Annotated in this window: 29 protein-coding genes and 3 pseudogenes; 21 read left to right on the forward strand and 11 right to left on the reverse strand. The window is 54.6% G+C overall.

The genetic code is table 11. The features are described 5' to 3' along the window. Window positions 1-14 precede the first annotated feature (14 nt). Together HO274_RS11315 and HO274_RS11320 are read right to left on the reverse strand one after the other, a co-directional pair. On the reverse strand, window positions 15-446 hold the full coding sequence (locus HO274_RS11315; RefSeq protein ID WP_051862634.1) for a type II toxin-antitoxin system VapC family toxin: 432 nt from the start codon (window positions 444-446) through the stop codon (window positions 15-17). Then, window positions 447-689 carry a type II toxin-antitoxin system Phd/YefM family antitoxin gene (locus HO274_RS11320; RefSeq protein ID WP_273119743.1) on the reverse strand — a complete coding sequence of 81 codons (243 nt, stop codon included), beginning with the start codon at window positions 687-689 and terminating at the stop codon, window positions 447-449. A gap of 266 nt (window positions 690-955) precedes the next feature. Here HO274_RS11320 and ilvD point away from each other — a divergent pair, with 266 nt between their 5' ends. Next, window positions 956-2854 (forward strand): dihydroxy-acid dehydratase, encoded by a 1899-nt coding sequence (gene ilvD, locus HO274_RS11325; RefSeq protein ID WP_273119745.1) that lies wholly within the window; start codon window positions 956-958, stop codon window positions 2852-2854. A 53-nt stretch (window positions 2855-2907) separates the two neighbouring features. Here the strand turns inward: ilvD and HO274_RS11330 are convergent, their stop codons facing one another. After that, on the reverse strand, window positions 2908-4803 hold the full coding sequence (locus tag HO274_RS11330) for a pilus assembly protein TadG-related protein (protein ID WP_273119746.1): 1896 nt from the start codon (window positions 4801-4803) through the stop codon (window positions 2908-2910). Next, the gene (locus tag HO274_RS11335; protein ID WP_273119748.1) at window positions 4796-5284 is read right to left on the reverse strand and encodes a TadE/TadG family type IV pilus assembly protein; all 489 of its coding nucleotides are present in this window, start codon (window positions 5282-5284) and stop codon (window positions 4796-4798) included. The genes HO274_RS11330 and HO274_RS11335 overlap by 8 nt, the downstream gene beginning before the upstream one ends. Before the next feature lie 513 nt (window positions 5285-5797). On the opposite strand from HO274_RS11335, the gene HO274_RS11340 reads away from it, so the two are divergent. The 12 genes from HO274_RS11340 (at window position 5798) to HO274_RS11395 (ending at window position 16477) form a co-directional block, all read left to right on the forward strand. After that, window positions 5798-5968: a Flp family type IVb pilin gene (locus tag HO274_RS11340; protein ID WP_273119750.1), complete on the forward strand. Its 171-nt coding sequence runs from the start codon at window positions 5798-5800 to the stop codon at window positions 5966-5968. Window positions 5969-5989: 21 nt separating this feature from the next. Continuing rightward, window positions 5990-6421 carry an A24 family peptidase gene (locus HO274_RS11345; RefSeq protein WP_273119752.1) on the forward strand — a complete coding sequence of 144 codons (432 nt, stop codon included), beginning with the start codon at window positions 5990-5992 and terminating at the stop codon, window positions 6419-6421. A 62-nt stretch (window positions 6422-6483) separates the two neighbouring features. Then, a complete protein-coding gene (gene cpaB / locus HO274_RS11350) occupies window positions 6484-7302 on the forward strand; it encodes a Flp pilus assembly protein CpaB (protein WP_273119754.1) in 819 nt (272 codons plus the stop codon). Between the two features lie 8 nt (window positions 7303-7310). After that, complete coding sequence (locus HO274_RS11355) at window positions 7311-8708, forward strand: type II and III secretion system protein family protein (RefSeq protein ID WP_273119756.1); 1398 nt, start codon at window positions 7311-7313, stop codon at window positions 8706-8708. After that, complete coding sequence (locus HO274_RS11360) at window positions 8705-9019, forward strand: hypothetical protein (RefSeq protein ID WP_273119758.1); 315 nt, start codon at window positions 8705-8707, stop codon at window positions 9017-9019. Before HO274_RS11355 ends, HO274_RS11360 begins: the two co-directional genes overlap by 4 nt. Window positions 9020-9053: 34 nt before the next feature. Then, entirely contained in the window at window positions 9054-10247 is a 1194-nt protein-coding gene (locus tag HO274_RS11365) for a CpaE/TadZ family protein (RefSeq protein ID WP_273119760.1), read from the forward strand. A gap of 47 nt (window positions 10248-10294) precedes the next feature. After that, window positions 10295-11659: a TadA family conjugal transfer-associated ATPase gene (locus HO274_RS11370; RefSeq protein ID WP_273119762.1), complete on the forward strand. Its 1365-nt coding sequence runs from the start codon at window positions 10295-10297 to the stop codon at window positions 11657-11659. Next, window positions 11656-12636, forward strand: coding sequence for a type II secretion system F family protein (locus HO274_RS11375; RefSeq protein WP_273119764.1), 981 nt, complete (start codon window positions 11656-11658; stop codon window positions 12634-12636). The genes HO274_RS11370 and HO274_RS11375 overlap by 4 nt, the downstream gene beginning before the upstream one ends. Before the next feature lie 28 nt (window positions 12637-12664). Then, a complete protein-coding gene (locus HO274_RS11380) occupies window positions 12665-13609 on the forward strand; it encodes a type II secretion system F family protein (RefSeq protein ID WP_273119766.1) in 945 nt (314 codons plus the stop codon). A 146-nt stretch (window positions 13610-13755) separates the two neighbouring features. Then, complete coding sequence (locus HO274_RS11385; RefSeq protein ID WP_273119769.1) at window positions 13756-14958, forward strand: glycosyltransferase family 87 protein; 1203 nt, start codon at window positions 13756-13758, stop codon at window positions 14956-14958. A gap of 16 nt (window positions 14959-14974) precedes the next feature. Beyond that, complete coding sequence (locus HO274_RS11390; RefSeq protein WP_273119771.1) at window positions 14975-16081, forward strand: glycosyltransferase family 87 protein; 1107 nt, start codon at window positions 14975-14977, stop codon at window positions 16079-16081. A gap of 108 nt (window positions 16082-16189) precedes the next feature. Further along, the gene (locus HO274_RS11395) at window positions 16190-16477 is read left to right on the forward strand and encodes a hypothetical protein (protein WP_273119772.1); all 288 of its coding nucleotides are present in this window, start codon (window positions 16190-16192) and stop codon (window positions 16475-16477) included. A gap of 438 nt (window positions 16478-16915) precedes the next feature. On the opposite strand, the pseudogene HO274_RS11400 reads toward HO274_RS11395, so the two are convergent. Then, window positions 16916-17195 (reverse strand): annotated as a pseudogene (locus HO274_RS11400) (antitoxin of toxin-antitoxin stability system). A 69-nt stretch (window positions 17196-17264) separates the two neighbouring features. Here HO274_RS11400 and HO274_RS11405 point away from each other — a divergent pair. Continuing rightward, window positions 17265-18332 (forward strand): IS1595 family transposase, encoded by a 1068-nt coding sequence (locus HO274_RS11405; RefSeq protein ID WP_273119777.1) that lies wholly within the window; start codon window positions 17265-17267, stop codon window positions 18330-18332. Between the two features lie 110 nt (window positions 18333-18442). Here HO274_RS11405 and HO274_RS11410 read toward each other — a convergent pair whose 3' ends face one another. Together HO274_RS11410 and HO274_RS11415 are read right to left on the reverse strand one after the other, a co-directional pair. Next, a complete protein-coding gene (locus HO274_RS11410; RefSeq protein ID WP_273119779.1) occupies window positions 18443-19018 on the reverse strand; it encodes a thioredoxin family protein in 576 nt (191 codons plus the stop codon). Between the two features lie 244 nt (window positions 19019-19262). After that, entirely contained in the window at window positions 19263-20333 is a 1071-nt protein-coding gene (locus HO274_RS11415; protein ID WP_273119781.1) for an IS630 family transposase, read from the reverse strand. A 190-nt stretch (window positions 20334-20523) separates the two neighbouring features. Between HO274_RS11415 and HO274_RS11420 the strand changes: the two are divergent. The 3 genes and pseudogenes from HO274_RS11420 to mazF form a co-directional block, all read left to right on the forward strand. Further along, window positions 20524-20688, forward strand: a pseudogene (locus HO274_RS11420) (transposase domain-containing protein); the annotation flags it as partial. A 147-nt stretch (window positions 20689-20835) separates the two neighbouring features. Next, window positions 20836-21078: an AbrB/MazE/SpoVT family DNA-binding domain-containing protein gene (locus HO274_RS11425; protein WP_273119783.1), complete on the forward strand. Its 243-nt coding sequence runs from the start codon at window positions 20836-20838 to the stop codon at window positions 21076-21078. Next, on the forward strand, window positions 21078-21422 hold the full coding sequence (gene mazF, locus HO274_RS11430) for an endoribonuclease MazF (RefSeq protein ID WP_273119785.1): 345 nt from the start codon (window positions 21078-21080) through the stop codon (window positions 21420-21422). Before HO274_RS11425 ends, mazF begins: the two co-directional genes overlap by 1 nt. A gap of 48 nt (window positions 21423-21470) precedes the next feature. Here mazF and HO274_RS11435 read toward each other — a convergent pair whose 3' ends face one another. After that, the gene (locus HO274_RS11435) at window positions 21471-21968 is read right to left on the reverse strand and encodes a transposase (RefSeq protein ID WP_420537409.1); all 498 of its coding nucleotides are present in this window, start codon (window positions 21966-21968) and stop codon (window positions 21471-21473) included. Between HO274_RS11435 and HO274_RS13605 the strand changes: the two are divergent. The 4 genes and pseudogenes from HO274_RS13605 to HO274_RS11450 all read left to right on the forward strand — a co-directional run. After that, window positions 21888-22055, forward strand: a pseudogene (locus HO274_RS13605) (DEAD/DEAH box helicase); the annotation flags it as partial. The gene HO274_RS11435 and the pseudogene HO274_RS13605 sit on opposite strands and share 81 nt — an antisense overlap. 122 nt (window positions 22056-22177) lie before the next feature. Further along, on the forward strand, window positions 22178-22450 hold the full coding sequence (locus tag HO274_RS11440) for a type II toxin-antitoxin system TacA family antitoxin (RefSeq protein WP_273119788.1): 273 nt from the start codon (window positions 22178-22180) through the stop codon (window positions 22448-22450). After that, window positions 22447-22941, forward strand: a complete 495-nt coding sequence (locus HO274_RS11445; protein ID WP_273119791.1) for a GNAT family N-acetyltransferase — start codon at window positions 22447-22449, stop codon at window positions 22939-22941. Before HO274_RS11440 ends, HO274_RS11445 begins: the two co-directional genes overlap by 4 nt. 122 nt (window positions 22942-23063) lie before the next feature. Then, window positions 23064-24371 carry a RecQ family ATP-dependent DNA helicase gene (locus HO274_RS11450; protein WP_273119793.1) on the forward strand — a complete coding sequence of 436 codons (1308 nt, stop codon included), beginning with the start codon at window positions 23064-23066 and terminating at the stop codon, window positions 24369-24371. Here HO274_RS11450 and HO274_RS11455 read toward each other — a convergent pair. From HO274_RS11455 to HO274_RS11465, 3 genes are all read right to left on the reverse strand, one after another. Then, the gene (locus HO274_RS11455) at window positions 24289-24888 is read right to left on the reverse strand and encodes a hypothetical protein (RefSeq protein WP_273119795.1); all 600 of its coding nucleotides are present in this window, start codon (window positions 24886-24888) and stop codon (window positions 24289-24291) included. The genes HO274_RS11450 and HO274_RS11455 overlap by 83 nt on opposite strands. Further along, window positions 24885-25175 carry a nucleotidyltransferase domain-containing protein gene (locus HO274_RS11460; protein WP_273119797.1) on the reverse strand — a complete coding sequence of 97 codons (291 nt, stop codon included), beginning with the start codon at window positions 25173-25175 and terminating at the stop codon, window positions 24885-24887. The genes HO274_RS11455 and HO274_RS11460 overlap by 4 nt, the downstream gene beginning before the upstream one ends. 61 nt (window positions 25176-25236) lie before the next feature. Beyond that, window positions 25237-26385, reverse strand: coding sequence for a glycosyltransferase family 87 protein (locus tag HO274_RS11465; RefSeq protein WP_273119799.1), 1149 nt, complete (start codon window positions 26383-26385; stop codon window positions 25237-25239). Window positions 26386-26433: the final 48 nt, after the last annotated feature.

The following is a 26433-nucleotide window of genomic DNA, read 5'->3' on the forward strand; positions in this document are numbered from 1 at the left end:
CAATGGATTCGCCCTTAGAACCCCCTACCTTTAGGCATGGGGAGGTTTAGCGTCAGGTGAACGACCAGTTCAGAGTATTGGTTCAGCACCCCATCCGTGGTGAGCAAGTAAGCGGGCAAGGACTGCGCCTGCGCCACCAACAAACGGTCAAACGGATCACGGTGATGCCAAGGCAAACTCGCAATCGGATAACAATCCTCGCCCTTGACCATCAACTCGGCAAAGCCTGTATCCAGAGCAAGGCGATGGATGTCCTGTGGAGAAAAATCGAAATCCGCCCGCTGCAACGAACGTTTGATCGCCACCTCCCAAATACTGGCCGAACTGAAATAAACCGTATTGGACGAATCGGATATTCCGGCGACCACCTCCTTCGGCAGGCGCTCCGGGGCGAGCAGTGCCGCAAGCAACACATTGGTATCCAGCAGATAAACGTGCCCGGCCATCTACTTTCCCTGCTCGAACATGGCCGCAATTTCAGCGGCATTCAAACTGTCGAATTTCTCCGGGAAAGTGAAGGATTTTTTTCCTAAACCCAGTTTGCGCGGAGGTTTGGCGGGATCGGACAACGCCACTAAACGCGCCACTGGCTTACCCGCACGGGCAATCACAATCTCCTCACCGGCCTCTGCCTGATCGACAAAACGAGAGAACTGGGTCTTGGCTTCATGGATATTGACGGTTGTCATAGCGCACCTCGGCTTGATTGAGTGGACTAATGTTAGTCCGAAATAGCCTGTTTGACAAGGGGTATGTCTATTTTCGATCACGCGCAAGCCCTGCCACCGTAGCCAAGACGTAACCATATTGACTTCGGCTTGCGTGATAGAAAATGCGTTGCGTGAATCTCTGGTGAAGTGCAAGTGCAACTCCTCGGATGAATCATGGATTTGACAACTCGTGGTACACGCGGCACCCTAATGCTCCTGATTGTTCACCACCCTGAGGAGATCCCATGCCGACTTACCGTTCACGTACCACGACCCAAGGCCGCAACATGGCGGGAGCGCGCGCGCTGTGGCGCGCCACCGGCATGAAGGATGGCGATTTCGAAAAGCCGATCGTCGCCGTCGTCAATTCGTTCACGCAGTTTGTGCCGGGGCACGTGCACCTGAAGGATCTGGGCCAGTTGGTGGCGCGCGAGATCGAAGCGGCGGGCGGTGTTGCGAAGGAATTCAATACGATTGCCGTGGACGACGGCATCGCGATGGGGCATGGCGGCATGCTGTACTCGCTGCCGTCGCGCGATCTGATCGCCGACTCCGTCGAATACATGGTCAACGCGCACTGCGCCGATGCGATGGTGTGCATCTCGAACTGCGACAAGATCACGCCCGGAATGTTGATGGCTGCGATGCGCCTCAATATTCCGGTGGTGTTCGTGTCCGGCGGTCCCATGGAAGCGGGCAAGGTGGTCAAGGTCGTCAACAACGAGAAGAAGATCATCAAGCTCGACCTGATCGATGCGATGATCAAGGCGGGTGACTCCACGGTGTCCGATGCGGATGTGGCGGAAGTGGAGCGCTCTGCATGCCCCACCTGCGGTTCCTGCTCCGGCATGTTTACGGCAAACTCGATGAACTGTCTGACCGAGGCGCTGGGCCTCTCGTTGCCAGGCAACGGCACGATCGTGGCCACCCACGCGGACCGCAAGGAACTGTTCCTGCGCGCGGGCCGGTTGATTGTCGAACTGGCCAAGCGCCACTACGAGCAGGACGATTACTCCGTCCTGCCGCGCAGTATCGCCAGCAAGGCGGCGTTCGAAAATGCAATGGCGCTGGACGTCTCGATGGGAGGCTCCACCAACACGGTGCTGCACCTGCTGGCCGCCGCGCACGAAGCGCAGGTGGAATTCACGATGGCCGACATCGACCGCATCTCGCGCAACGTGCCGTGCCTGTGCAAGGTGGCGCCGATGACGGACAAGTTCCACATCGAAGACGTGCACCGTGCCGGCGGCATCATTGCGATTCTGGGCGAACTGGCACGCGCCGGCCTGCTGGACACGTCGCTGCCAACGGTGCACAGCGCGACGATGGGTGCGGCGATCGAGAAGTACGATATCTGCCGCAGCGACGACGGGGCAGTGCATCAACTGTTTCGCGCTGCGCCGGGCGGCGTACCGACCCAGGTGGCGTTCTCGCAGTCCGAGCGTTACGAGCAGAACGACCTCGATCGTAGCGCCGGCTGCATCCGTGACCGCGCGCACGCGTATTCGCAGGATGGTGGCCTCGCTGTCCTGTATGGGAATATCGCGGAGAAAGGCTGCATCGTGAAGACGGCCGGTGTGGACGGAAGCATCCTGAAGTTCTCCGGCAAGGCGCGTGTGTTCGAAAGCCAGGACGCAGCGGTGGAAGCGATCCTCGGCGATACAGTGCATGGGGGCGACGTCGTCATCATTCGCTACGAAGGCCCGAAAGGCGGTCCAGGCATGCAGGAGATGCTGTACCCCACGTCGTACATCAAATCGAAGGGACTCGGCAAGGCCTGTGCGCTGTTCACGGACGGCCGCTTTTCCGGCGGTTCCTCCGGCCTCGTGATCGGCCACGCCTCGCCGGAAGCGGCGGAAGGCGGTGCCATCGGCCTGGTGGAAGAGGGGGACATGATCGATATTGACATTCCCTCACGCTCGATCAACCTGCGCGTCACCGCCGAAGACCTGGCGTATCGCCGCGCCACGATGGAAGCGCGCGGTCTCGACGCATGGCAGCCAGTGAACCGCGTGCGCCCTGTCTCGCAAGCGCTGCAAGCCTACGCCGCGCTGACAACCTCCGCCGACCGCGGCGCAGTGCGCGACCTGTCGCAACTGAAGCGCTGCCCCCCACAGACCCCGAAAATACAAGGTGACCATTGAAAAAAAGGGGGTGACGCGCGGTCACCCCAAGTGATGCTGGAGACGTTCAAAGACTATTGGGCCAAACGCGGTGGGCTCACTACGCCATAGGAGGTTTGTGTCGAACTGCTTGAAGACGACGAGGACGAGGACGCCATATTGACACTTGCGCTGGAGTTGCTGATGCACCCCATGGACAGGGTGGCGTTGATCGTGCCATTGACCGCTGACAGGACATGGAGGCAGGCAAAACCGACAATGGTCTGCTTGCCATGGGGCCCCGGGGTGGCACTGTCCACCACGGGAACGATGGAATATTCGCAGGAGTGATTCCCGGCTGCGCTGCAATTGTTGATGGTGGTATAAGGATCTCCCCCGTTCTGCTGGTTTCCCTGATTGTTATCGTTCCCCTGATTCTGGTTGTTGTCGTTGCCCTGATTCTGGTTTCCATTCCCTTGCTGGTCTACCCGAAGGAGGCCAGAGGATGGAATTGAAAGCTGAAGGCGGCTGAAACCCGTTGAGTTGACCGAGGCAGGAAGGTGGTCTGCTCGGATCAAACCGATGAGGGAGTGGGATTGGGCCAGGTGTTGTCGGGATTCCCGCTGGCTATGATGCTGATCTCCACTATTGCCCTGGCTGCCCTGAGAACTGCTGTAGTCACCGTTTTCCAGATCGATCTGGTCACCCACATGAAGATCCTCGGGGTTGCCGTTTTGCGCTACCTGTTCAGAGTGGCTGAAAATACTGTTGTCGGGTTGTGAAGTCAGGGGGGTGAATTGTCCGGTGATGCAACTGTTCCCACTGCTTTGTCCCGATCCGATGCCTATATTGACGCTGACCCCCGCACTGGTATCCCCCGTATTGACACTGGCGCCAACATGGGCGTCGGCCCCCAAGCCTTGGCCCGCGCCTTGGCCAGGACCGTTCCCGTTACCTGGGCCGCCTGCCCCCTGGCCTGTGCCCTGAACAGTATTGGCGCTTCCGTTGCGATCTGCACCGCTATTGGTCACCCTAACAAAGCCCGATCGATAGCCCTGCAACTGAAGTGCGCTTGCGGGCAGGGCGTAGGCCATCCGTACCAGATGAGGTTGGTTATTCACCACATAGTTCATCAGCGGGGCGGCATGGCGTGTGCCATGCTGTGCATTCGTGAACCGTAGGAAAGAGGCACTGTTCTCGCTGTTATTTTGTTGTTGCTGATTATCCTGCTGTTGTTGCTGATTATCCTGCTGTTGTTGCTGATTATCCTGCTGTTGTTGCTGATTGTCCTGTTGGTTTCCCTGATTCTCTTGTTGGTTTCCCTGGTTCTCTTGTTGGTTTCCCTGGTTTTCCTGATTTCCGTTTCCACCAGAACAGGTATGGGTGGGGCCTATCTGGATTTGATCGGTTCTGGGCTGATTATTGTTGCTGTCCCAATACTGGTTGATGGCGCATTGAGGAAGGGCGATGGGAAGATGGGTCCCCCCTGCGCCCAATCCCGAACTGTTCTGGTTCTGGACGATAGCCGTGGAAGTGGCCGTCACATTCATGCTGTTCATGCCAAGGATGCCGGCAAAGAACAGGTTGACACGCTTGGTGTAGGTGACCCTGACGGCAGCATCATTGGAAGGGGCGCTCGAGTTGAGGCTTTTCCAGTAGTTGGCATTGACCGTGAGCGTATCTTGTTTTTCGATGGGGGTATTCAGGTCGGCCGTAGTATAGACTGGCCCACCGGGACTATTGTTCATGGCGGAAAAGTCAGGGGAAGAAGAACCCTGGGTGTACAGCAGTCCTGCCCCACGCAGGGCGGCTGCATCCGCAGCATTCTGGACATCATTGCGCGCCACCATGACATTGCCTACATCCACGGCCATGGCCCCCACGCCCATCAGGGCTGTCATGGAGAGCGCGGCAACAACGCTGACGGCACCACGCTGATTCGACAGCAGGGAAACGTGGGATGATGCTGAAATTCCGAGAGATTTATTCATAGTACATCACCGCCGTAGAAGAAAGGTTGTTCGAACCCTGGACAGCGCTCAATGAGCCCAGGCCCAGCCCCTGGAAGGTGTATTGGACGGTGACCTCGATCGCTGCACCGTTGGGACACTTGTTACTAGGGCAGAAGTCGACCGTCACCACGGGGGAGTTGTTGCTTCCTCCCTGGTAGGAAATGAGGGTATTGGCCGCGTAGTTGCTGGCCACCGTGCAAGCATCGCTGCCCGAGCCTGAGCCCGAGCAACTCGCTGGACATCCTCCTTGAATGCTGGAAACCTCAGAACAGGAGGTGATGGGATGCGCCAGAGAAACCGACTGCACCGAACCCCAGCGCGCCCCTTCCCGTGCCGCATTGGTGACCATGATTTGGTCATACATCATCGTGCCAAACTCAATGATCCCGAACATGAGAAGTAACATGAGGGGGAAGATGAGGGCAAATTCCACGGCGGCTACACCGCGCTCACTGGACATGATCTCTATATTCCGAAGGTTGACGAGTGTGATTTTAACGCCAATAAAAATGGAATCGCAAGGGGTATTTTTCGTAACTAATTGTTGGGTAATGTAAATATTAGAAGGTACAAGGTAAATACCAGAAGAAATAGTAAAAATATAACGTAATCCATGGGGTGAAATACCACGAGTTTGTGATTCGATTCGTTATGTATTTGGGAGGCGGTCTCTGGGCGTAGTTATTTCTGATCAATAAAGACAGTCATTATTTCCTACTCAGTGACGGGGTAATTCCTGTGGTTGTCTCGGGGAATGATTTAATGATTCGAGATCAACAGGATAAGTTAATGGAGCCTCAAAAAATTATATTGATCAAGACAAAATTCTCATGTTATAACATGCACTCGTGGCAAGAGTTTATCGGGGGCATCGCGGACTGGCAAGGAAAGAGAAGTCGTCGGTTTAGGGTATCTGTGGTTAAATGAAGGTTCAGCATCATCTTTTGAGTACCAAAGCCAAAGGGAGAAAGTCATGAAAAAGTTCATTCTGGGATTGAAACGTTTTGTGGGTTCGGAAGAAGCCGTCACCGCCATTGAGTATGCCCTTCTGGCAGCATTAATTGCGGTGGCCATCATTGCAGCAGTTACATCACTGGGCGGTAGTGTCAAGTCTATATTTACAACTCTTTCTACTACGATTTGATTCACGGCACTTGGCGAGGGTATGCAGGACGTTCATGCCCTCGAATCTTTCGTTCTAGGTTGCGTACTTGCTGTTGCGGTTTGGACGGATGTTCGTTCTCGGCAGGTACCGAATGTGTGGTTGGGGCTGGGCCTGGTGGCGTATGTGATCCTGTTCTGGCTGTTTGGGCTCGATCCATGGAAGGCTGTGCTGGGCGGGTTGCTGGGATTGATTGTGTTTCTGCCTTTCTATTGGTTGGGCGGGATGGGCGCGGCGGACCTCAAGTTGCTGGGTCTGGTGGGGGTGTATCTGGGGCCGCAGGGCGTGTTATATAGTGCGCTCTACACTGCCTTGGCAGGGGGTGTATTGGCGGTTCTAACCTTGGTCTTGCGCGCTTCGCGGCGCTTGCCCTACGCGGTGGCCATTGCCGTGGGGGTGGGGGTTTATGAGTTCCGATCCTTTCTGTCATTTTGAGGGGAGTGAGAAATTTTAGAGCGAGTTGATGTGTTGAATCGGGAGCAGAAAGCGGTAACGCCATGCAAAAACAAAAAGCGCTGTTATTCCTGATCATTTCTCTTGTGCTCAGCGCATTGACCCTGTGGGGGGCGGTGCGCTGGGTCAATCGTCAGATTGATTCCCGCGTTTCCCATCAGTCGGTCAAGGTAGTGGTGGCGTCCCTGCCGATTCAGGCCGGTGAAAACCTGAATGCGGGCATGCTCAGAAAGATCGACTGGCCCGCCAAGGAACCCATCATCGGTGGCTTTTCAGATCCCTCCCTTTTGAACAATCGTATTGTGGTCACCCCCTTGGCTCTGGGGGAACCGGTGCTGGAGTCACATCTGGCACCAGAAGGCAGTCGTGCGGGATTGTCGGCCCTGATCGGCCAAGGCAAGCGGGCCATGGCCGTCCATGTCAACGATGTGGCGGGGGTAGCGGGGTTTGCCTTGCCGGGCAATCTCGTGGATGTATTGGTCAGCCTGCAGGATGAACAAAGCCACATGATTTCCAAGATCGTGCTTCAGGATGTGCGGGTATTGGCCGTTGCACAGGATGTCACCCTGAAGGATGACGTCAAAGCTAAGGTGGTGAATTCCGTGACCCTCGAGGTAACCCCGCAGCAGGCAGAAACCCTGGATTTGGCCAAAGCCGTGGGATCGGTCAGTCTGGTGCTGCGCAATCAGGTAGATAAAAAGGAAGTGATCACCGCCGGGGTGCGAAAGGCAGCCTTGCTGGGCAATGCGGCGGTACCGGTTACGCCGATTCGCGCTGGGGTCAAACCTCGTTGGGTGGAACGGGTGAATCCTTCCATCGAGATCATCCGTGGCACCGTTCATGGGTCCACCGTCCCGCAATAGAGAATGACATGAAAATAATCCAATGGGTGATGGGCGTATCTTGGCTGCTGATGATGATGGTGGAGGTGGGGCGGGCCGATCCCGTACCTTCCCCCGTCCTTCCGCCGGCAAACCTGGTTCCGGTGGTGGAAGCGCCTCCTCTGCAGGTGTCGGGAGATCGCGCGCCCTTATTGCAGTTGCCGCTGAACAAATCCTTGCGCGTGCACGCGGAGGCTCCCCTGGTGCGGGTCTCGGTTTCCAATCCCGAGATTGCAGACGTCAGTCTGGTGCGCAATCGCGAAATCTTTCTGGTGGGCAAGAAAGTGGGCAGCACCAATCTGTTTCTGTGGACCAAGGATGGAGCCATGACCTCCATGGACGTGGTGGTGTCCATCGATGTATCCGGATTGCAGGGCAAGTTGCACGAGTTGGTCCCCCAGGAAAAGGGTGTGACGGTGAGTGCGGCGGGAGAATCCTTTGTATTGTCGGGATCGGTGGCCAATGGCGTGATCCTTCGCCAGATCGTACTGATCGCCGAGCAGTATGGGGGCAAAAAGATCGTCAATCTGTTGGCCACGCGCAATGTTTCGCAGGTGATGCTGGAAGTCAAGGTGGTGGAAATCCAGAAAACCCTGGATGATCGGATGGGAGCCAACGCGACGTTTGGACAGCAGGGTTCGACGGTTTTTGGCGGGGTAAGTTCCTTTTCGCCGTCTACAACTGGATTGCCGACAACTGGAGCCAACGCACTGTTTTCCAATTTCAATCTGCTCGGTGGAGTGGGATATACCGGGGGTACTACCAATATGACCCTGCAGGGAGAAATCGACAAGGGACGCGCCAAGGTATTGGCGGAACCCAATATCGTGGCCATGAGCGGTCAGGAAGCCTCCTTCCTGGCCGGTGGAAAAATCTATATCCCCATTCCACAAAGTTCTGGCGTGGGAGGAGGGGTTTTCATCACCCTGCAGGAAGAGGATTATGGGGTGGGTCTGAATTTCTTGCCCACCGTACTGGATGGAGGAAAAATCAATCTGCGGGTTTCGCCCGAGGTTTCCGAGTTGCTGTCCACGGGGACGACCTTTGGAACCGGGACCGGTGCCACGGTGGTGCCCACCATCACCACACGACGGGCGTCCACCACCGTTCAGTTGAACGATGGAGAAAGTCTGGCGATCGGTGGACTGATTCAGAGTAATATTCTGGAAACCATCAAGGCTTTCCCCTTGCTGGGCGAACTGCCCATTCTGGGCCCCTTGTTTCGCAGTTCGGAGTTTCAGCACAATCGAACCGAACTGGTGTTTGTGGTGACGCCCCATCTCGTTCAGGGGACGACGCAGCGGGTTGCCCTGCCTTCGGACAGTTTCAAGCCCCCGACCCGAACCCAGTTTCAACTCGAGGGCAAAATGGAAGGAGATGAGAAATGAAATCAGTCCAGTTGGCCGCCTATGTGCTCCCACTTCTGATGATGGCCGGGTGTGCCGAATACGAGGGAGATCCCAGGTTTGGTGATGCAGTGAGGAATAACATCGCGTTGCATTCTGTTACTCCCCCCGCACAGGTGTCCGTTGCGCCCATTACGCTGGATGGGGCGGCCACCAAGGCCGTCACGGACAATTACATTTATTCCTATCTCCATCCCCAATCCCAGGCCAGTGCGCTCGCCGTGGGGATGGGAGCGGCTACGGGAGTGGGTCCGGTTGCGGCTCCTGTGGTGAATCAGACGGGTTCCTACTGAGCATGATGATTCTCCGGGTTGAGTGGGCGCATCGATGAAGATCACGGTCCTTTCAAAAAATAACGCCCTGCTTCACCGGGTCAAGGTGACGCTGCTTGGGGCGCGGGATAATGACCAGGTCGAATTGGTGAACCGGTCAGCCAGTCATCTCGATCTCGATATGCCGGACATTGCCAATGCCAATCTTCTGATTCTCGATGGCTCGGAGGAGGAAGCACCGGATTGGGTCAATATCGAGAAGTTCAATTTGCAACATCCCCATTCCAGCACGATTCTGATCTGTGCCGAGCGGATAGAGCAGATTTTGGTTCAGGCCATGCGGGTGGGCGTGCGCGATGCCCTGTATCTGGCCGAACTCGAGGACCGGTTGATTGAAGTGGTGGAACGGGCACGTTCCCGTCAGGCGGCCTTCGAGGGCGCCTTGCGGGGCGGGAAGGTCTATTCCTTCATTCCCAGCAAGGGGGGGAGTGGGGCTTCCTTCATTTCCAGCAATCTCGCTTATATTCTGGCCAAGGTGCATAAAAAACGGGTGCTGATGATCGATCTGGATCTGGAGTTTTCCGATGCGTCATTTTGCCTGACCGACGATGACAGTATCAAGAGTATTGCAGATCTGGTGGCACGCCCCCATTTGTCCGGTCCGGTCATCGAGTCGGCCAGCATACAGATCGAGCAGACTTTCTGGTTGTTGAGGGCTCCCCAGAATCCTGAAATGTCCGTGGGTATCACACCGGATCAGGTGGATGACATCATTTCTGTGGCGGTGCGCCATTACGATTTCGTCTGTATCGATCTGGCACGCACCCTGGAACCCATTGCACTGCGGGTCATGGATCGGTCGGATGTGGTTTTTCCGGTCATGCAGACCGTCCTGCCCTTTGTGCGCGGCATGCAGCGGCTGCAACGCACCTTTCGGGCCCTGCATTACCCTGAGTCCAAAATCAAGTTGGTGGCCAATCGCCAGGGCAACAAGGACGATCTGCCCATGGCGGATATCGAGAATGCCCTTCAAGCCAAGTTTGTCGTGCGCTTGCCCAATGATTTTTTCAATGTCAATACCTCGATCAACACCGGGAAACCGCTTATGGAGGTCGCCCCCCAGGGGATTTTGACCCAGGCACTGATTCAGTGGAGCAACCAGTTGTTGGGCGTGAAATCCGAAGAAAAAGTGGTGAATGTGGACCATTCATTGTTGGGTAAACTCACGTCACTCTTCAAATCTTCCTGAAATAGAGGATTGGAAGGCTGGATGAGGATGATAGAAGGAGGATCAAAGTGTCCCTACTGCGCGATTTGCTGAATTCTTCCGTGCCCCCGCCGGCGACGGGGGGAGGACGAGAGGTGGCGATTCCCGCCGTACATCGGGTGGACGTGGAAGCCTCTCGCCTGAAGTCGCAGATCCATCAGGACCTGCTCAAGAAATTTGATTTGTCCATGATGGAGCAAATCTCCGAGGAACAATTGCGTCAGCGGTTGGCCAGTTTTGTCGAGGAAACCATCAAGGAACGCCACCTCGAGATGAGTGACAGCCAACGTCGCGCTTTGGTGATGGCCATCCAGAATGAAGTCATGGGGTTGGGTCCCCTGGAGTCGTTGCTGGCGGATCCGACCATCTCCGACATCCTGGTCAATGGGCCCTTCACGGTATTCGTGGAACGCAAGGGTAAACTGGAACTGACCAACGTCAAGTTCACGGATGAGGAACATCTGATTCGCATCATCGACAAGATCGTGTCCCGCATCGGGCGTCGGGTCGATGAATCCAGCCCCATGGTGGATGCCCGTTTGCCGGACGGTTCACGGGTCAATGCCATCATTCCCCCCCTGGCGCTGGATGGGGCGGCCCTGTCCATTCGCCGTTTTCCGGCGGTTCCCCTCAGCGTGCACGATCTGGTGGATTACGGCAGTATGACTCCGGAAATGTCCATGTTGATCGCTGCCATGGTCAAATCCCGCCTGAATATCCTGATCTCGGGCGGAACCGGAAGCGGAAAAACGACCCTGCTCAACGTACTGTCCAGTTTCATCCCGGATGATGAACGTTTGGTGACCATCGAAGATGCTGCGGAATTGCGTCTTCAACAACCCCATGTAGTCCGTCTCGAGACACGTCCGCCCAATGTGGAAGGCACGGGGGAAATCAACCAACGGGCCTTGATTCGCAACAGTTTGCGGATGAGACCGGATCGGGTCATCATCGGGGAAGTACGGGGAGGGGAAGTGATCGACATGTTTCAGGCGATGAATACGGGGCATGAGGGGTCCATGGCCACCATCCACGCCAATAACGCCCATGATGCCCTGAGTCGTCTGGAAAACATGGTGGGAATCTCGGGGATAGTGATCCCCGTGCGTCCCTTGCGCCAGACCATCGTATCGGCCCTGACCGCCATCATCCAGGCCTCCCGCCTCAGCGATGGGAAACGCAAGGTCATGAGCATTCTGGAAATTACCGGGATGGAAGGAGACATGATCACCACCCAGGAAATTTTCAAGTTCCAGCAAACTGGCATTGCGGCAGACGGGGCAGTTCTGGGGCGCCATCGGGCGACGGGGGTGAGACCCCGCTTCATGGATCGTCTGTTGTCCCATGGCTCGGTATTGCCGGAACGGCTGTTTGATCCGGATGCCTCGCGATGAATACTCTCGACTTTTGGGGTTATCTGCTGCTGATCATGGGGTTTCTAGCCCTGTTTGGGCTGCTGGAGTTTACGTTGACCTTCTTCGGTAATCGTTCGGCAGCAGACCATTCCAAACGGTTCAAGATGCGCTTCAGTCTGATCATGGACGACATGCCGACGGCTGAAAAAAGTTGGATCAAGAAGGGGGCCTATGCCCAGAATCCCGCACTGGACGAGCAACTGAAACAATTCCCTCGGTTGGAAGCCCTTTACCTGCTGATTGGTCGAAGCGGGAAAAAGATGACCGTGGCTCAGGTCCTGGGATACATGGGGGTCAGCGGGGTGCTGGGACTGGGGCTCGGGTGGGGATTTGGCCTGGGGATTCTGGCGCTTCCTCTGGGGGGGGTAGGGGTTTTTGCGCCTCTGGCCCTGTTGCGGCACTGGGTGCATGCGCGGAGTACCAAAATCGAGGAGCAATTGCCCGATGCCCTGGATATGCTGGCCCAGTCACTGCGGGCCGGTCACGCGTTTTCCGGGGCCTTCCGGGTGGTTGGGCAACAAAGTCCCGAACCGATTGGCAGTGAATTTCGTATGACCTCCGATGAGGTGACCTATGGTTCTTCCATTCGCGAAGCTGTGTTGGGACTGGCCCAGCGGGTCGAACTGATGGATGTACGTTATTTCGTCCTGACGGTACTGATTCAACTGGATACGGGGGGGAGCCTGAGCAACTTGCTGCAGGAGTTGGCCAAGTTGATGCGTGAGCGCCAGAAGTTGCGGCGCACTATCCGGGTTCTGTCGGCGGAAGGACGGGTTTCGGCATGGATCCTGTGTTTGTTGCCCGTGGCTTTTGGTTTGATGATGACGGTGATGAGCCCGGATTATTTGTCCTATTTCTGGAAAGAACCCACGGGGCAGCAGTTGATGAAGGGGATGGCGGGATTATTCGTCCTGGGTATCCTGTGGATGAAAAGCGTGACGACGATCAAGGTATAGAACCCATGAACGTCGGGGGGTATCGGTAATGGATCTGTTCATCCTGGCGGTGGGAGTGGTTGCCGTTCTGTTGGTCCTGGGCGTGGGGATGGTTCTGTGGAATCAGATCAACCCGCCCGCCGCGCGCCGCTTGAAAAAATCGGTGCAAGGCGAGCGTCAGATCGAATTTGGGACCCGGTCCCAAGTCGAGGTGGCGAGGCAACAACTGAAGAAACGGATCAGTCCCCTGGCCCGTTTTTCCATGCAGGAGGACAAAGCAAAACCGGAAGAGGTTTCGGCGCTGACCAAGCAGTTACAGTCGGCCGGGTATCGGAATGATTCGGCCAAAGTCGTTTTTTTTTCCTTCAAGACATTGCTGACCCTGGTGATGCCGCTCATCTTTTTATTGGGGGTACTGATTTTTCAACCGGCCTGGAAACCCGCCCTGATCGCCTATGTGGTTTTTTTCATGGCGGCGGGGGGGTACTTTTTGCCCAACATCGTGTTGCGTAAAATGGTCGCCCGACGGCGCGAAGAATTGTCCCAAAATTTTCCAGATGCGCTGGATTTGCTGCGGACCTGTGTGGAGGCGGGCTTGTCTGCGGATGCCGGGTTGGCCCGGGTGGGGGAAGAAATGCGTATCCGCAGCCGGGCCCTGGCCGATGAATTGCGTCAGGTGGTTCTGGAACAACGGGCGGGCGCCAGTCGCAACCAAGCCTTGGCCAATATGGCGGAACGGGTAGGCATTCGGGATGTGGAGGCCATGGTGGCTTCGCTCATTCAGTCGGAAAAGTTTGGAACCAGCATTGCCGAATCCTTACGGGTCTATTCTGAAAGTTTGCGACTGGACCGACGCTTGAAAGCGGAAGAACAGGCGGCCAAGATTCCGACAAAAATCCTTCTCCCCCTCATCTCGTGCATTTTTCCTCTTCTGTTCATTCTGATTCTCGCCCCCCCCCTTCATAATGCCCTGTCCTCCTTCCACCACCAGTGAGGAGTCCGCTGGCGCCCGGCAGGTGAGGCAGAATCTTCTGGCGTACCGTTCGGCGTGCTTCGCTGTGCGGTATGCGGATTTGCTGTTTTGGTTGATGGCTGTCTTCTGGTGGGAACGGCGAACCGTTTGGGAAACCTCTTCCTTCCATGACTAAAACCTATCTGCGCCTTGATCCGTTACAAACCGCCAAGTTGGGTGCTATTGGCGTGGGGATTTACGGAGCAATTGCCCTGTTTTTTGTGGGATTTTCCTCAACGGTATCCAAAAATGGCTTTCTGATGGTTTCCGATCTGTCGGTCTATTGGGTGGCGGCAGTGATGGCGTTGCAGGGCAGGGCAGGGGCGGCCTATCAGGAACCGATTCTCCATGCGACATTGGCGCAGGTTGTTCCCACCCTCAAAGGAAACTTCGGTTGGTTTTATCCCCCCGCCTATTATTTATTGATTCTGCCCTTGGGGTTTCTCCCCCACTATTTCCCCGCTTATCTCGCCTGGATTCTGCCGACCTTGGGGGCGTGGGTCAAGGTGTTGAGATGCTATTCGGTCAGATCTTCGACCTATTGGTTCCTGGGTTCCTTTGGTGGGGTATGGTTGAATTTCCTGCATGGGCAAAATGGGTTTTTGACGGCAGCCTTATGTGGGGCTGCCCTCTGGTCCCTGCGCAAAAACTCTGGCTGGACAGGGGTCTGGATCGGGTTGCTGGCCATGAAACCACAATTGGCTCTGGTTTTCCCGTTTGTTTTGTTATTGAACCGAGCCTGGCGTGATCTGGCAGTGGCCGCAGTCGTGGTGTTGCTCAGCAACGGGCTAGCGGTTGCCGTCCTGGGAGATGCCGTTTTCTGGGGATGGTGGCAAGGGATGGGCCTTGCCCGGCGCATGATGGAACAGGATGGGATGGGCAGTCATTACTGGCTCAATATGCCCACCGTGTATGCGCAGTTACGTTTGTTCGGGGTGTCTTCACCCATGGCCTATGGCGTTCACTGGACGCTGGCGGCCGTCAGTTGGGTGGTGTTGGCGTTGGTATGGAAACGGACGACGGAGTGGCGGTGGCGAGGGGCAACCCTGATACTCGTCAGCTTGATGACCAGTCCTTACCTGATGGATTATGACCTCATCTGGCTGGGCTATGTTTTGATTTTCATGCTGGAAAACGGCCAAACCGAGGGATGGTATCCGGGGGAGCGCTGGATGGTACTGGTGCTCTGGGTACTTCCCGTGGCAGGACGCTTTCTGGTGGCGGCGACCCATGTGCAGATCACCCCATTCATCCTGTGGCTGACCATGGGCATGATCTGGCGACGCATCTCCTGTTCTGAGGAGGAAAAGTTTGCGCTTTCCCTTCGGTAAGTTTCGATGGCCTTTGTTGCTGATTTCCATCCTGGGTGTGTTTTGGGTGAGCGTCAGTTATCAACGACTTTTTGATTTCACTGTATTCTGGACGGCCTCGAGGATGGCTGAGTCGGGACAGCCTCTTCAGGCTTACGATCCGGATTTCCTGCAACGGGCCGTTCGGCAGTTGAGACCCCAATCCCAATGGGTTTTTGGTTGGTATTACCCCCCCACTTTTTATTTGATGATCTACCCTTTGGGCCGATTGTCGTTGGGCGTGTCCTATCTGTTTTTCTGTTTGATCTCTCTACTGGGACTGGGGGGGATGCTTTACCGGTTATTGAAGTGGGAAGGTGTTCTGTGGGGGTTACTGTCCTCAGCCACCTTGCTGAATTTTTTTACCGGGCAAAATGGGCTGCTCACCGCAGCCTTGGCAGCGACCGCCCTATGGAATCTTGAAAAACGGCCCATCCTTGCGGGGGTTTTGATCGGGGTGCTTTCCATCAAGCCTCAACTGGGGGTTTTGTTTTCCATCGCATTGATCGCGGGAGGTTATTGGCGAACCCTGTGGGTGGCAGGGATCAGCGCACTTCTCTTCATGGGGGGGGCGGTGGCTATCCTTGGGATCGACACTTTTCATGCTTGGTTACAGGCGATTCCTTTGTCCAGGGTGACGTTTGAAGATCGATATGCGGCATGGACATTAATGCCTACGCTGTTCGCCTTGGGGCGTCAATTGGGTCTTTCGGTCGCACAGGCCTATGTTGGGCAGGCCCTGGGGTCCTTATTGGCTCTTTGGGCCGTACGACAGGGATGGCGTAACCAGAATGCCTCGGCTTCCCTCAGATATGCGCTGCTCATGATGGCGAGCATTCTCGCAACTCCCTATGCCTATTACTATGATATGACTTGGGCCGTGGTTTCTCTGGTCTGGTTGGTTCGTGACATCAAGCCTGAAGCGTGGCGATCATGGGAAAAAGTTCTGTTGGGGTTGGTCTGGATATCCCCATTGTTGATTGGACTCCATTTTGTGATTCCGTTGCCCATTCCCCAGATTTCTCCATTATTGTTTATAGGGATGCTGCTGCTTATCCTGAGGCGTATCCGTATGGGCACCAGACCCGACGTTCTGTTGAGGTAATCCTGCTTTGCTTCATAAAAATGGATGGAGAAATGGATCAAAATGACCACTGGTTAAGTCGGGGGCGCGTCAGGCTCTATTCTTTTCTTATGCTGGGGAATATTCCTGATGCTCGGCATTGATTTTGTTCGGTACTCGAAGCTGGTCGATCCGAAAGGCTGCAGCATCTATACAGATCTTTTTGTGTTCTGGGGGGCATCACATTTCGCCTTAACCGAACAGGCATCGGATGCCTACAACATCACTGCGTTTTCCAATGGGCTGAGAGGTGACATGGCGAACTGCTCACGCGAGGAGGCGATTAATTCACCCATAACGCAGAAAATTGAAGAAAAAATCCAAGTATTAGCAAACGTAATCCGTTGCGATTTAGGCCTTCCCGCCTTCTGTTTCTAACAGTTGCACCGCAAAGCGCTTCGTTAATTGTCTTGCCAACGTAATCTGACGTCTCAGACGGGGAGAGATTATTTTGGATAGCAACCATGCCCGCAAAATTGTGGGCTGACTTGGCAGTTTCATCCACATCCATGCTTGGTGTTGGCTCATAAGCCCATGTCCCTCGATATAAGAGAATGCTCCCAAAAAAAACTGTGGCAAGCCCTAAGGAATTCAGAATAGTTGCGCATTGAATCATGATGTATCCTCCACAACTCAGACCAACTTCTTCACCAAAACTTATACATTACTCCCCACCTTCACTATCGCGAATGGTCACCTCCCAGCCCATACCCGGTCCCCCGAGTTCGACAGCTGACCCCCAAAACCGCGCATTTTGACCATCATGGTCCCACACATCAGCGCGATCCTGCTGCGCTTCTGGCGTCCAAATGACCCTCACGCCTGAACTGCCACAGCGGCCCGCCGTGCGGCAAACTCGGCTTCAAACATCCTCATTCGACCGGCCAACGCTGGCACCCATCGAGATTCGACCAGCCTCTACCTTGCCGCGCAGAAAATCCTCATATTCCCTTGCGTTACGTTGCTGCTGCACAAACTCGCGCATCAACTCGCGGAGCACTTGAGACGCGGGCCGGTGTGTTGCCTCAGCCTCGGCCATGAATTCGGCGCGCAGTTCCGGTTCCAACTTCATCGTGAAAACAACTTCTTTCGACATGATGCGACTCCCCACTTTAATTAGGTAAGTGGGGTATTCAGCTTAGTGCTGTGATGTTAGAATTATGCAATGGAATCAAAAACTCCGCAAGTTCGATCCGTCGCGCCCCGCGCCGGGGTCGACTACCCACGCAACTACGCAGAATTTAAGGCGTGGTTCCCAGATGATGCCGCCTGCCTCGACTATCTCGATTGGATTCGCTGGCCACACGGCTTTGTTTGCCCGGATTGTGGAGGCTCCACGGCGTGGCGCATGAAATGCGGTCGGTGGTGGTGCAAGGGATGCTCTACCCGTATATCCGGCACGGCGGGGACAATCTTTCACCGCACCAGAACGCCGCTTACCGTCTGGTTTGCCGCTGCCTGGCATTTTACCTTCGCCAAGAATGGCGTTTCCGCCATGACACTGCATCGGATCCTTGGTTTCGGCTCCTACCCTACCGCTTGGGCGATGCTGCACCGTTTCCGGTGCGCAATCAGCCATGCGGGGCACGACATGCTGTCCGGACATGTCGAAGTGGATGAGACTGTCTTTGGTGGCGTCAGGCACGGCAAGCGCGGGCACGGTGCCGGAGGCAAGGTGCTGGTCGCCATCGCCGTGGAGTTGCTTTCCCCCAAGGGTTTCGGGCGTTGCCGGTTGCAAATCATCCCCAACGCCGAAACCGAAGCGCTCAAGACGTTTATTCAGAAGCATATCAAACCGGGCTCGACCATCTACACCGACGGGCTGACATCCTACCCAGGCGCAACCAAAGACGAATACCTCCACCATGGAACGTCCGTCAAAGGCTCCGGCAAAGATGCCAACGAGGTCTTGCCGGGTGTACACCGCGTCGCCGCGCTGGTTAAGCGCTGGCTGATGGGCACGCACCAAGGATCCTTCGAGGAGGAACACCTGCAGGCCTATCTCGACGAATTCGCGTTTCGGTTCAACCGCCGCAAGTCCACGCATCGGGGCATGCTCTTCTACAGGTTGATCGAACAGTGCATTTCCATGCATCCTATGTCCTTCCGTGAGCTTGTAACTAATCCCAAGCCAAAAGTTGTGGCGCATGAGTTCGCGGTGTCAGCCAAGCTTCGCCATAAAGCGCCAGCTTCGCTGGATATTTCTGTGCCTTCGCACCCATGGAGAAGCTAGGCACAGCATTAAGCTGAATACCCCACTTAGGTAATGACGTAATAGATACGTTATTTTGCGCGACCTCCAACCGCACACTTTAATCGTCAGTGGGGCAACTGTAATACCCGTCAGAAGTAATCGGGCTCGTTTCCTTCCTTCCATTTGATATTGCAGCCCAGGCTGGGAAACTGATCCGTGACCTGCGGTGCGTCGATGAGGACGGCTTCCAACGCGGTGATGAGATCCTTGCCAGTGACTGGTTCTGCGTTTTTTGGACGACTTCCGTCGAACTGTCCCCGATAAACCAGTTGATGATGGCGATCAAAGAGAAAAAAGTCCGGGGTACAGGCGGCGCGGTAGGTTTGGGCGATGGTCTGGGATTCATCATACAGATAAGGGAAGGCATAGCCAGCGAGGAGACTTTCCTCCTTCATCTTTTCCGGATTGTCCAAGGGGTACCGGGCGGCATCATTGGCGTTGATGCCCACCACGGCCACGCCCCGGGTCATGAATCGACCGGTGACCTCAGCCAGTTTTTCGCGGATATGGATGACGTAAGGGCAATGGTTGCACAGGAAGATGACCAGCAGGGGCTTCTGGTTTGCCAGGTCGGAAAGCCGCCAGATTTTGCCATCGGCGTCCGGGAGAGAAAAATCCGGTGCCTGGGTTCCGAGGGCGAGCATGGTGGAAGCGGTTTGTGCCATGGGGTCAATTCCTGAACAGTAAGGACTGGTTGGGATTATAACGAAGAAACTACATTCTTACCGATGCCGTTCCTGATTGGGTTGCTGTCTATACTGAGGGTCATGGACCCTGCACTGAAAATCTTGCGTGAGACTTTTGGATACAAGGAATTTCGTGGGTTCCAGAAGGAGGTGATCGATCATGTCGGTGGCGGGGGGCATGCACTGGTGCTGATGCCCACCGGCGGAGGCAAATCTCTAGTGTTTAATTGCACAAGTTGACAATAGTATTTCTAAGTTGAGCCCCTTTGACTTCACGTTTTCGCCAAACGAACGGCGATGCGCTTTTATTGTACGCAGCCGTAAAATCCTCAATGGCTTGCGTAAGTTTTTCGATACTTTCAAAACTCGCTCCCCGCAGGGCTTTGCGCTGCAAAATTCCAAACCATATTTCAATCTGATTAAGCCAACTCGCCGAGGTGGGCGTAAAGTGGAGCGTCACGTTTGGGTGCGCAGCAAGCCAGTCGGCGTTTCCTTTGTGGGTCGATAGGTTATCCAGCACAATGTGAATTTCTCGCTCCTCTGGTTGCTCTGCGATCACATCATCAAGAAAGGCTTGAAAGTCTATGCGCTTTTTTGTTGCAGTGATTTTGCCCTGTATCTGTCCAGTAGCAACTTGCAGCGCGGCAAATAAATTCAACGTGCCGTGACGTTTATAGGTGCTCTTCATGGCACGCACGATCTTACCGCTGCTGGTGTGAACATAGCCACAAGTCCGTTCAATGGCTTGAATTGATGGCTTCTCGTCAATACTGAGCACCAAGGCATTGTGGGGTGGATCGAGATATAGCCCGATTACGTCGGCAGACTTTGCGGCAAACTCCGGGTCAGTACTAACGCACCAAGACCGATGGCGTTGCAGTTGAATACCTTCTTTGCGCAAAATGCGCCAAACAATATCAGGCGAAACACCCAAGCTCACCGCAAGCAAGCCACCATCCCAAGTGCTCATGCCATCTGGTGGTGGCATTTCCAGTTGCGTCAGAATCCGTTGGCGTAAAGCCGGATGGTCATAGGTGGCGGGTTTGCCGGAACGCGCGTGATCATACAGGCCAGCCAAGCCATGCGTTGCAAAGCGATTACGCCAAATGCCTACGGTATTTGGGCGCAACTTCATCTCGGTAGCAATTTCATCGTTGCGCTTGCCCGACAAGCAAGCCAGAACGATCTGCGCCCGCTCAACCAATCTGGCCTGCTCTGTGCGGCTGCGTGCGAGTTTATTCAACGCCATCTCTTGCTCATTTGTGCATGATAGTTTTACTGCAACGCGAGACATGGGGTACCTCCGTCAATGCACTCTGGAGGTGATATTCTAATTAATATCTTTTATTAATGCAATTAAACACTAGTGCTACCAGATCCCGGGATTGTTGAGACCCGACTCAACCCGGGTACGCGGCCTGCGCCTGGACAATCTTTGCGTGCGAAATGATATGCATCGTTACATAATATCCCATAACGGGATCTTGCTGGAAACGGCCAGGATGAATGGTCTGGAACCCTACCAGTGGCTCAAGGATACCTTGGAGAAATTACCGACTTGGCCAAACGCCAAACCGGACGAACTGCTGCCTCTGGTCACGCCAGAAAAAGTGACCGACACTCTGTCGCAAAATTCCGCTTCAATCTGAATCGGATAAAAGGGCCGCTCGTCTACCGGACGCTTACCTCTCTTCGACCCGATTCACCGTACAAGGTGGGGCACGTAGTAGCACAGTAGCACTTGCCTTTTTCGGGCAATGTATCTACAATGTAGAAACATAAACAGGAGGAATCTCATGGAAGCCGTAATCCGTAAGTGGGGCAACAGCCCGGCATTGAGACTGCCAACTTCAGCACTGAAGGAGGCAGGCTATCACCTCGAGCAGAAGGTGGATCTGATCGTTTCACGAGGTCGCATCATCATTCAGCCTTTGAAAAAGGTGGAATATGACCTGGATGCGTTGGTGGGTGGTGTCACTGCCAGCAATGGGCACAGTGAGTTCGGCTTTGGCAAACCCGTAGGTAAAGAGGCGCTCTAATGGCGGCACGTGGCTATGTCCCCGATGCTAGCGATGTTGTCTGGCTTGAATTCGACCCGCAGGCAGGGCACGAACAGGCGGGGCACCGACCAGCATTGGTGATCAGTCCGGCCAACTACAACAGCAAAACAGGTTTGATGGTCTGTTGTCCGATAACCACGAAGATCAAGGGTCACCCCTTTGAGGTCGTTACTCAGGTCGATGGCGTCGACTGTGCGGTGCTGTCTGATCAAGTCAAGTCACTCGACTGGAAAGTGCGCCGGGCCAAGAAGAAGGCAGTTGTGCCGCCAGAAGTCATGATCCACGTCCGCGCTAAAATGAAAGCGTTGCTCATGATCACCTGAAAATCACTGTGTTCAGAAAACTCAGCAATGAATGCTTTTTGAGGTTCGTCAGTAAAATGGGTGGGTGAGTTTTGGTTCGGGTGATTTTCCAAGTACATGATATAGCGCGAGTTCCAGAATTTCAAAGGTCCTGAAACCATACGCTTTTCTCATAGTGACTTTGGCTTTGTTGTTCAGACCCTCGACAATGCCGCTGGAAAACTGTTTTCGGGCCCGGAAATATTCCTTGAAAAGGTAAGCCCGCACACTCTGCAAGTTGTAGCGGAGGACATAACGCAATTTGCCCCGCTGCTTTGGGGTCGGATTGGTACTGCGTTTGAGCAGGCACCAGCGCGATTTCTTCAACACCGGCTCATAGCCGTCCTGAACCAGTCGCATGGCCTCGGAGGCGCGCACTTCGTCAAGTGCCAGATTCAGTTTGGCGACACTGTGGAACCGGTCAAGAATATTCAGTGCGTTCGTGCAATGCTTCTCGATGCACTGAAAATCTTGCGTGAGACTTTTGGATACACGGAATTTCGTGGGTTCCAGCAGGAGGTGATCGATCATGTCGGGGGCGGGGGGCACGCGCTGGTGCTGATGCCCACCGGCGGAGGAAAGTCTCTGTGCTACCAGATTCCTGGATTGTTGAGACCCGACGTGTGGAATACGGCAACCAATGTATTGACAACAGTTACACTCAATGTATTGACAACAGTTACACTGACGACTATGCTTTGTGTATCTACTATGTATGCATTGAGAGGGGAAATTCCATGCGCAACGCTGCCATCAACCTGCGTGCATTGCCAGAGCAACGAAACTTGATTGACCATGCCGCAACCCTGTTAGGAAAGAACCGTTCGGACTTCATGCTTGAGGCTGCCTGCGACAAAGCGCAAGCGGTAGTACTTGACCAGGTTTTCTTCAATATGGATGCCGACAAGTTCACACAGTTCACTGCAATGCTCGATGCCCCGCCCAGCCACAATCCGGGTCTTGAGCGTCTCATGACCGTGACTGCTCCTTGGGTCAACGCCAAGGCATGAGTTTGCAACTCACTGCACCTCAGCCGCTCGTGGCCACCCACCTTCTGGATGGATTCGAGTGCGGTGAGGCCGTTCTCGACGAGTGGCTCAAGCGCCGCGCAATGACCAACCAATTGAGCGGTGCCAGCCGCACGTTTGTGGTAGCGGATCAGGACGGCCGTGTTTACGGCTACTACGCCATGGCAGCTGGCGCTGTCTCGCACCCGATGGCAACCGGTTTGGTGCGCCGGAACATGCCTGATCCAGTTCCGGTGATGGTTCTGGCTCGGCTCGCGGTTGAGCATCGCGCCCAGGGTATCAAACTTGGCGCATCCCTGCTGCGAGACGCTGTCAACCGGGCAGTGATGGTTTCTCGGAACGCCGGTGTCCGAGCGCTGCTGGTGCATGCGCTTCATGACCGTGCCAAAGAGTTCTACGAGCACCATGGTTTTCGGGAATCGCCGCAGCATCCGATGACGCTGATGCTATGCCTGAACGTCGTGAAGGGCTGACGGGTTTATTGGTCGGACCCTGGGGTCAATTCCTGAACAGTAAGGACTGGTTGGGATTATAACGAAGAAACTACATCCTTACCGGTGCCATTCCTGATTGGGTTGCTGTCTATACTGGGGTCATGGACCCTGCACTGAAAATCTTGCGTGAGACTTTTGGATACACGGAATTTCGTGGGTTCCAGAAGGAGGTGATCGATCATGTCGGTGGCGGGGGGCACGCGCTGGTACTGATGCCCACCGGCGGAGGCAAATCTCTGTGCTACCAGATCCCGGGATTGTTGAGACCCGGCGTGACTCTGGTCATTTCTCCGCTCATCGCCCTGATGCAGGATCAGGTTCAGGCACTCCGGAAGCGCGGGGTTGCTGCGGCATGTCTCAATTCATTTCAGGCAGAGGTTGAGATGAGAGAGGTTCAGAAAGCGTTGATGGCCCATGAACTCAAATTCCTCTACTTGGCTCCCGAACGTTTGGTTCAGCGCCACTTTCAGTTATTGCTGAAGGGGTTGTACAAGAGCAGGCAAGTGGCGTTGTTTGCCATCGATGAGTGTCATTGCATTGCCGAATGGGGACATGATTTTCGGCCTGAATATCGACAGTTGTCCGTGCTGGCCGAGCAATATCCGGAGGTTCCACGCATTGCCGTGACGGCAACGGCCGATGTGCACACCCGCCAGGAAATAGGCGAATCCCTGACATTGGACGGGGCACGGTGTTTCGTCAGCAGTTTCGACCGGCCCAACCTGCATTATTGTGTGACGGAACGAAAGGCCGTCCTGCCGCAGGTGGAAAATTTTCTTCAGCGGCACTGTGGGCAAAGCGGAATTGTGTATTGTCCTACTCGTCGAATGGTGGAAAGTCTTGCCATGCGGCTACAAATCGCGGGTTGGCCCTGCCTTCATTATCATGCGGGATTGAGTTCGGCCTTGCGTGAGCAGGCGCAGAACCAATTTCTGCAGCCATCGGGACAGATCATGATTGCGACGATTGCCTTTGGGATGGGCATTGACAAGCCGGACATTCGTTTCGTGATTCATCTGGCTGCCCCACGTTCTCTCGAGGGATACTATCAGGAAACCGGGAGAGCCGGACGGGATGGGCAGGTATCTGAAGTATTGTTGCTCCATCATCCCGAGGACCCGTCACTTTCCTGTGATGAGTGGGCAGGAACCGGAAATTCATCTCGTCAACTTGTGTGGCAAAGAAAGCGCGAAGGGGTGGAGAGATTCATCGGTACGCAGCGGTGCCGGCGCCAGGTTCTGCTAGACTATTTTGGCGAAAGTCATGAGGGCCATTGTGGGGCGTGTGATGTCTGCAACTCCACTTATCTGGGTTGGTCAGGTTCTTTCAAGCGTCTTTCGACGGTTTTGTTCGCACCTGTCCTACAGAGGGGGCTTGGGAGGAAATTGAATCAGAAAAACGGGATGTGATTTCAAAAAATTCCGAGTTGAAGTCCATGCTGCCAGGCTTGATGCCGAGTTGCTCATCACAATGCAAAACAAAAGCCCGCGAAGTGCGATAGAGCACCTTGAGCAGTTCATACAAACTATTAAAGTGATCAGCAATTTCCGCATAATCAATTTCATAATCATGCGCTGCAAGATTACGGGCTGCTCTGAGTAATTGCCAAGAGTCAATCGAATCAATCACCGCATGTTTCTCGTAGTAAGTCAGCACTTTCAGAAAAGAATCACCGGGTTCACCCAACAAAAGCTGCGCATGGCGCATGGCCGCCGCCAGCGTATCCTGTAACTTTGAAAAACGCTCATTAAAGGCAGACAAAGCCTCAAACAAGGCCTCGTCTTTTTTGTATTGACGTAATAACGGCCCATTCAGTAACCACGGTAACTTGCGTGAAGTTGCGTCCAGAAAATACACACAACGCTGGATCGCCTCCAGCAAATTACCCAAGTGCGTTTTTTCGGCCAGCAATAAATCTGTTTTCACAACAATACTCCCTGCATGTGCGCGATGGCCTGAAACGCGGTCCGGGCAGCGCCTTGCTGCGTGGAGATAATATCCACGGGTATCCCCAGATGAGACTCCAACGTCAACTTGATGCACGCTCGCTGCAAAAATGAAAGCTTGGTTTCGCTTTCAAGCAGCAAATCGAGATCGCCTCCCCGAGCATCATCCTGTAATCGGGAGCCGAATACATAAATACGGGCAGAAGCGCCAAGCATACCTGCGACCGTCTCACGTATGAATGCGATCTGATTTGTGTCCAATCGCATTAGAGCGATATCTCCTTTTCATTACGACCAATAGCCATCCGCACCATTTATAATGACCCGATTATACGCCCCTCCATCGCGCCCGTCTTACGCTGATCCAAAGAAGAGCGATGGTAAACAACGGCCCGATTTGCAAAGGAAAGATGACGGGGAGTGCTTTGCAGAGCAGGGGGCATAACCAGGTGCCCAATAAAATTTCCCGTTCCCAGGAGCGCCAGCCATGTTTCAATCCCTGCCGGGTCAGAAGGATCAAGGGTAACGCCAACCAGGCAAGGTCATAGTAAAACAGGTAAGGGCTGATCAAGAGACTGGCACTGGTGAGGACGGCGGCACGTACCTCTGCGTTCTGGCAGGTACGCCACACCCAGGCGGTGGCCAGGGCAGCGGTCAGCGCCACCAACCCATGAAACAGATAAGCCAGCGGGATACTCAATCCTAACCAGCGGAGACTGGAAAAAACACTGGGCATGAACTTCCAGTAATCGGGACCACCATTTTCAGCCCAGGATTTGGCCACGCCAAGGCTATGTAGCCAAGCCGGTAGTACTTCAGTTCCTTCCCCTAAAACGGCAAGCCCCAGCACCCCCCCTGCAACCAACACAGCTCCCCCAAGAATTCGCCACTTCCCGGTGATCAACAACACGAGAGGAAATAAAATGGCCAGATGGGGTTTGATGAACAGCAGCCCCAGAAACAATGCCGATAACTTCCAGCGTCGATCCATCCAGTACAAGGTCAACCCCGCCAGAGAGGCAGTCAAAAAAGCGTTTTGACCTGTCAGCAGATTAAACCAGAGTCCCGGGAAAGCCAGTAGGCCCCAAACCATTCGAGGAGAGGTTAACCAAGGCTTCAAGGTATGAATATAGGCCCAGAGGGTTCCTCCAACAAACAGAAAATAAGCCGGAAGCCAAGGCAGCACCGCCAGGGGCAACAAGAGCAATGAAAAGGAAGGGGGATAGAACCAGCCATAGTTACCATGGATCGAACTGGAGAGCGGGTGAAGCAACTGATAGAGGTATCGGGGATCATAAAGCATCACGATATGGCCCGATGCAGTCGCTTTTGAGGCAAGCCAAAACACGGTAAAATCTATGTCCGGAAGATTTCCATGACGAATTCCATCGGCATATTGCCACCACTTCCACAAAGATTCACCAACAAATGCAATGAAAAAAATCCGTGGATATACCCGCAACCGCTCAGGGATCAACCATCGCTCCAAGGGAGTCAATTTATCAAACCTGTGCCATGGGTTCCA

The organism is Ferrovum myxofaciens, assembly GCF_013181415.1.
Taxonomy (GTDB): domain Bacteria; phylum Pseudomonadota; class Gammaproteobacteria; order Burkholderiales; family Ferrovaceae; genus Ferrovum; species Ferrovum myxofaciens.

What these genes read in the sequence shown, in the direction of transcription:
- HO274_RS11315 (WP_051862634.1), bottom strand. Translation starts at nt 446, where the DNA reads ATGGCCGGGCACGTTTATCTGCTGGATACCAATGTGTTGCTTGCGGCA.
- HO274_RS11320 (WP_273119743.1), bottom strand. Translation starts at nt 689, where the DNA reads ATGACAACCGTCAATATCCATGAAGCCAAGACCCAGTTCTCTCGTTTT.
- ilvD (WP_273119745.1), top strand. Translation starts at nt 956, where the DNA reads ATGCCGACTTACCGTTCACGTACCACGACCCAAGGCCGCAACATGGCG.
- HO274_RS11330 (WP_273119746.1), bottom strand. Translation starts at nt 4,803, where the DNA reads ATGAATAAATCTCTCGGAATTTCAGCATCATCCCACGTTTCCCTGCTG.
- HO274_RS11335 (WP_273119748.1), bottom strand. Translation starts at nt 5,284, where the DNA reads ATGTCCAGTGAGCGCGGTGTAGCCGCCGTGGAATTTGCCCTCATCTTC.
- HO274_RS11340 (WP_273119750.1), top strand. Translation starts at nt 5,798, where the DNA reads ATGAAAAAGTTCATTCTGGGATTGAAACGTTTTGTGGGTTCGGAAGAA.
- HO274_RS11345 (WP_273119752.1), top strand. Translation starts at nt 5,990, where the DNA reads ATGCAGGACGTTCATGCCCTCGAATCTTTCGTTCTAGGTTGCGTACTT.
- cpaB (WP_273119754.1), top strand. Translation starts at nt 6,484, where the DNA reads ATGCAAAAACAAAAAGCGCTGTTATTCCTGATCATTTCTCTTGTGCTC.
- HO274_RS11355 (WP_273119756.1), top strand. Translation starts at nt 7,311, where the DNA reads ATGAAAATAATCCAATGGGTGATGGGCGTATCTTGGCTGCTGATGATG.
- HO274_RS11360 (WP_273119758.1), top strand. Translation starts at nt 8,705, where the DNA reads ATGAAATCAGTCCAGTTGGCCGCCTATGTGCTCCCACTTCTGATGATG.
- HO274_RS11365 (WP_273119760.1), top strand. Translation starts at nt 9,054, where the DNA reads ATGAAGATCACGGTCCTTTCAAAAAATAACGCCCTGCTTCACCGGGTC.
- HO274_RS11375 (WP_273119764.1), top strand. Translation starts at nt 11,656, where the DNA reads ATGAATACTCTCGACTTTTGGGGTTATCTGCTGCTGATCATGGGGTTT.
- HO274_RS11380 (WP_273119766.1), top strand. Translation starts at nt 12,665, where the DNA reads ATGGATCTGTTCATCCTGGCGGTGGGAGTGGTTGCCGTTCTGTTGGTC.
- HO274_RS11385 (WP_273119769.1), top strand. Translation starts at nt 13,756, where the DNA reads ATGACTAAAACCTATCTGCGCCTTGATCCGTTACAAACCGCCAAGTTG.
- HO274_RS11395 (WP_273119772.1), top strand. Translation starts at nt 16,190, where the DNA reads ATGCTCGGCATTGATTTTGTTCGGTACTCGAAGCTGGTCGATCCGAAA.
- HO274_RS11405 (WP_273119777.1), top strand. Translation starts at nt 17,265, where the DNA reads ATGGAATCAAAAACTCCGCAAGTTCGATCCGTCGCGCCCCGCGCCGGG.
- HO274_RS11410 (WP_273119779.1), bottom strand. Translation starts at nt 19,018, where the DNA reads ATGGCACAAACCGCTTCCACCATGCTCGCCCTCGGAACCCAGGCACCG.
- HO274_RS11415 (WP_273119781.1), bottom strand. Translation starts at nt 20,333, where the DNA reads ATGTCTCGCGTTGCAGTAAAACTATCATGCACAAATGAGCAAGAGATG.
- HO274_RS11425 (WP_273119783.1), top strand. Translation starts at nt 20,836, where the DNA reads ATGGAAGCCGTAATCCGTAAGTGGGGCAACAGCCCGGCATTGAGACTG.
- mazF (WP_273119785.1), top strand. Translation starts at nt 21,078, where the DNA reads ATGGCGGCACGTGGCTATGTCCCCGATGCTAGCGATGTTGTCTGGCTT.
- HO274_RS11440 (WP_273119788.1), top strand. Translation starts at nt 22,178, where the DNA reads ATGCGCAACGCTGCCATCAACCTGCGTGCATTGCCAGAGCAACGAAAC.
- HO274_RS11445 (WP_273119791.1), top strand. Translation starts at nt 22,447, where the DNA reads ATGAGTTTGCAACTCACTGCACCTCAGCCGCTCGTGGCCACCCACCTT.
- HO274_RS11450 (WP_273119793.1), top strand. Translation starts at nt 23,064, where the DNA reads ATGGACCCTGCACTGAAAATCTTGCGTGAGACTTTTGGATACACGGAA.
- HO274_RS11460 (WP_273119797.1), bottom strand. Translation starts at nt 25,175, where the DNA reads ATGCGATTGGACACAAATCAGATCGCATTCATACGTGAGACGGTCGCA.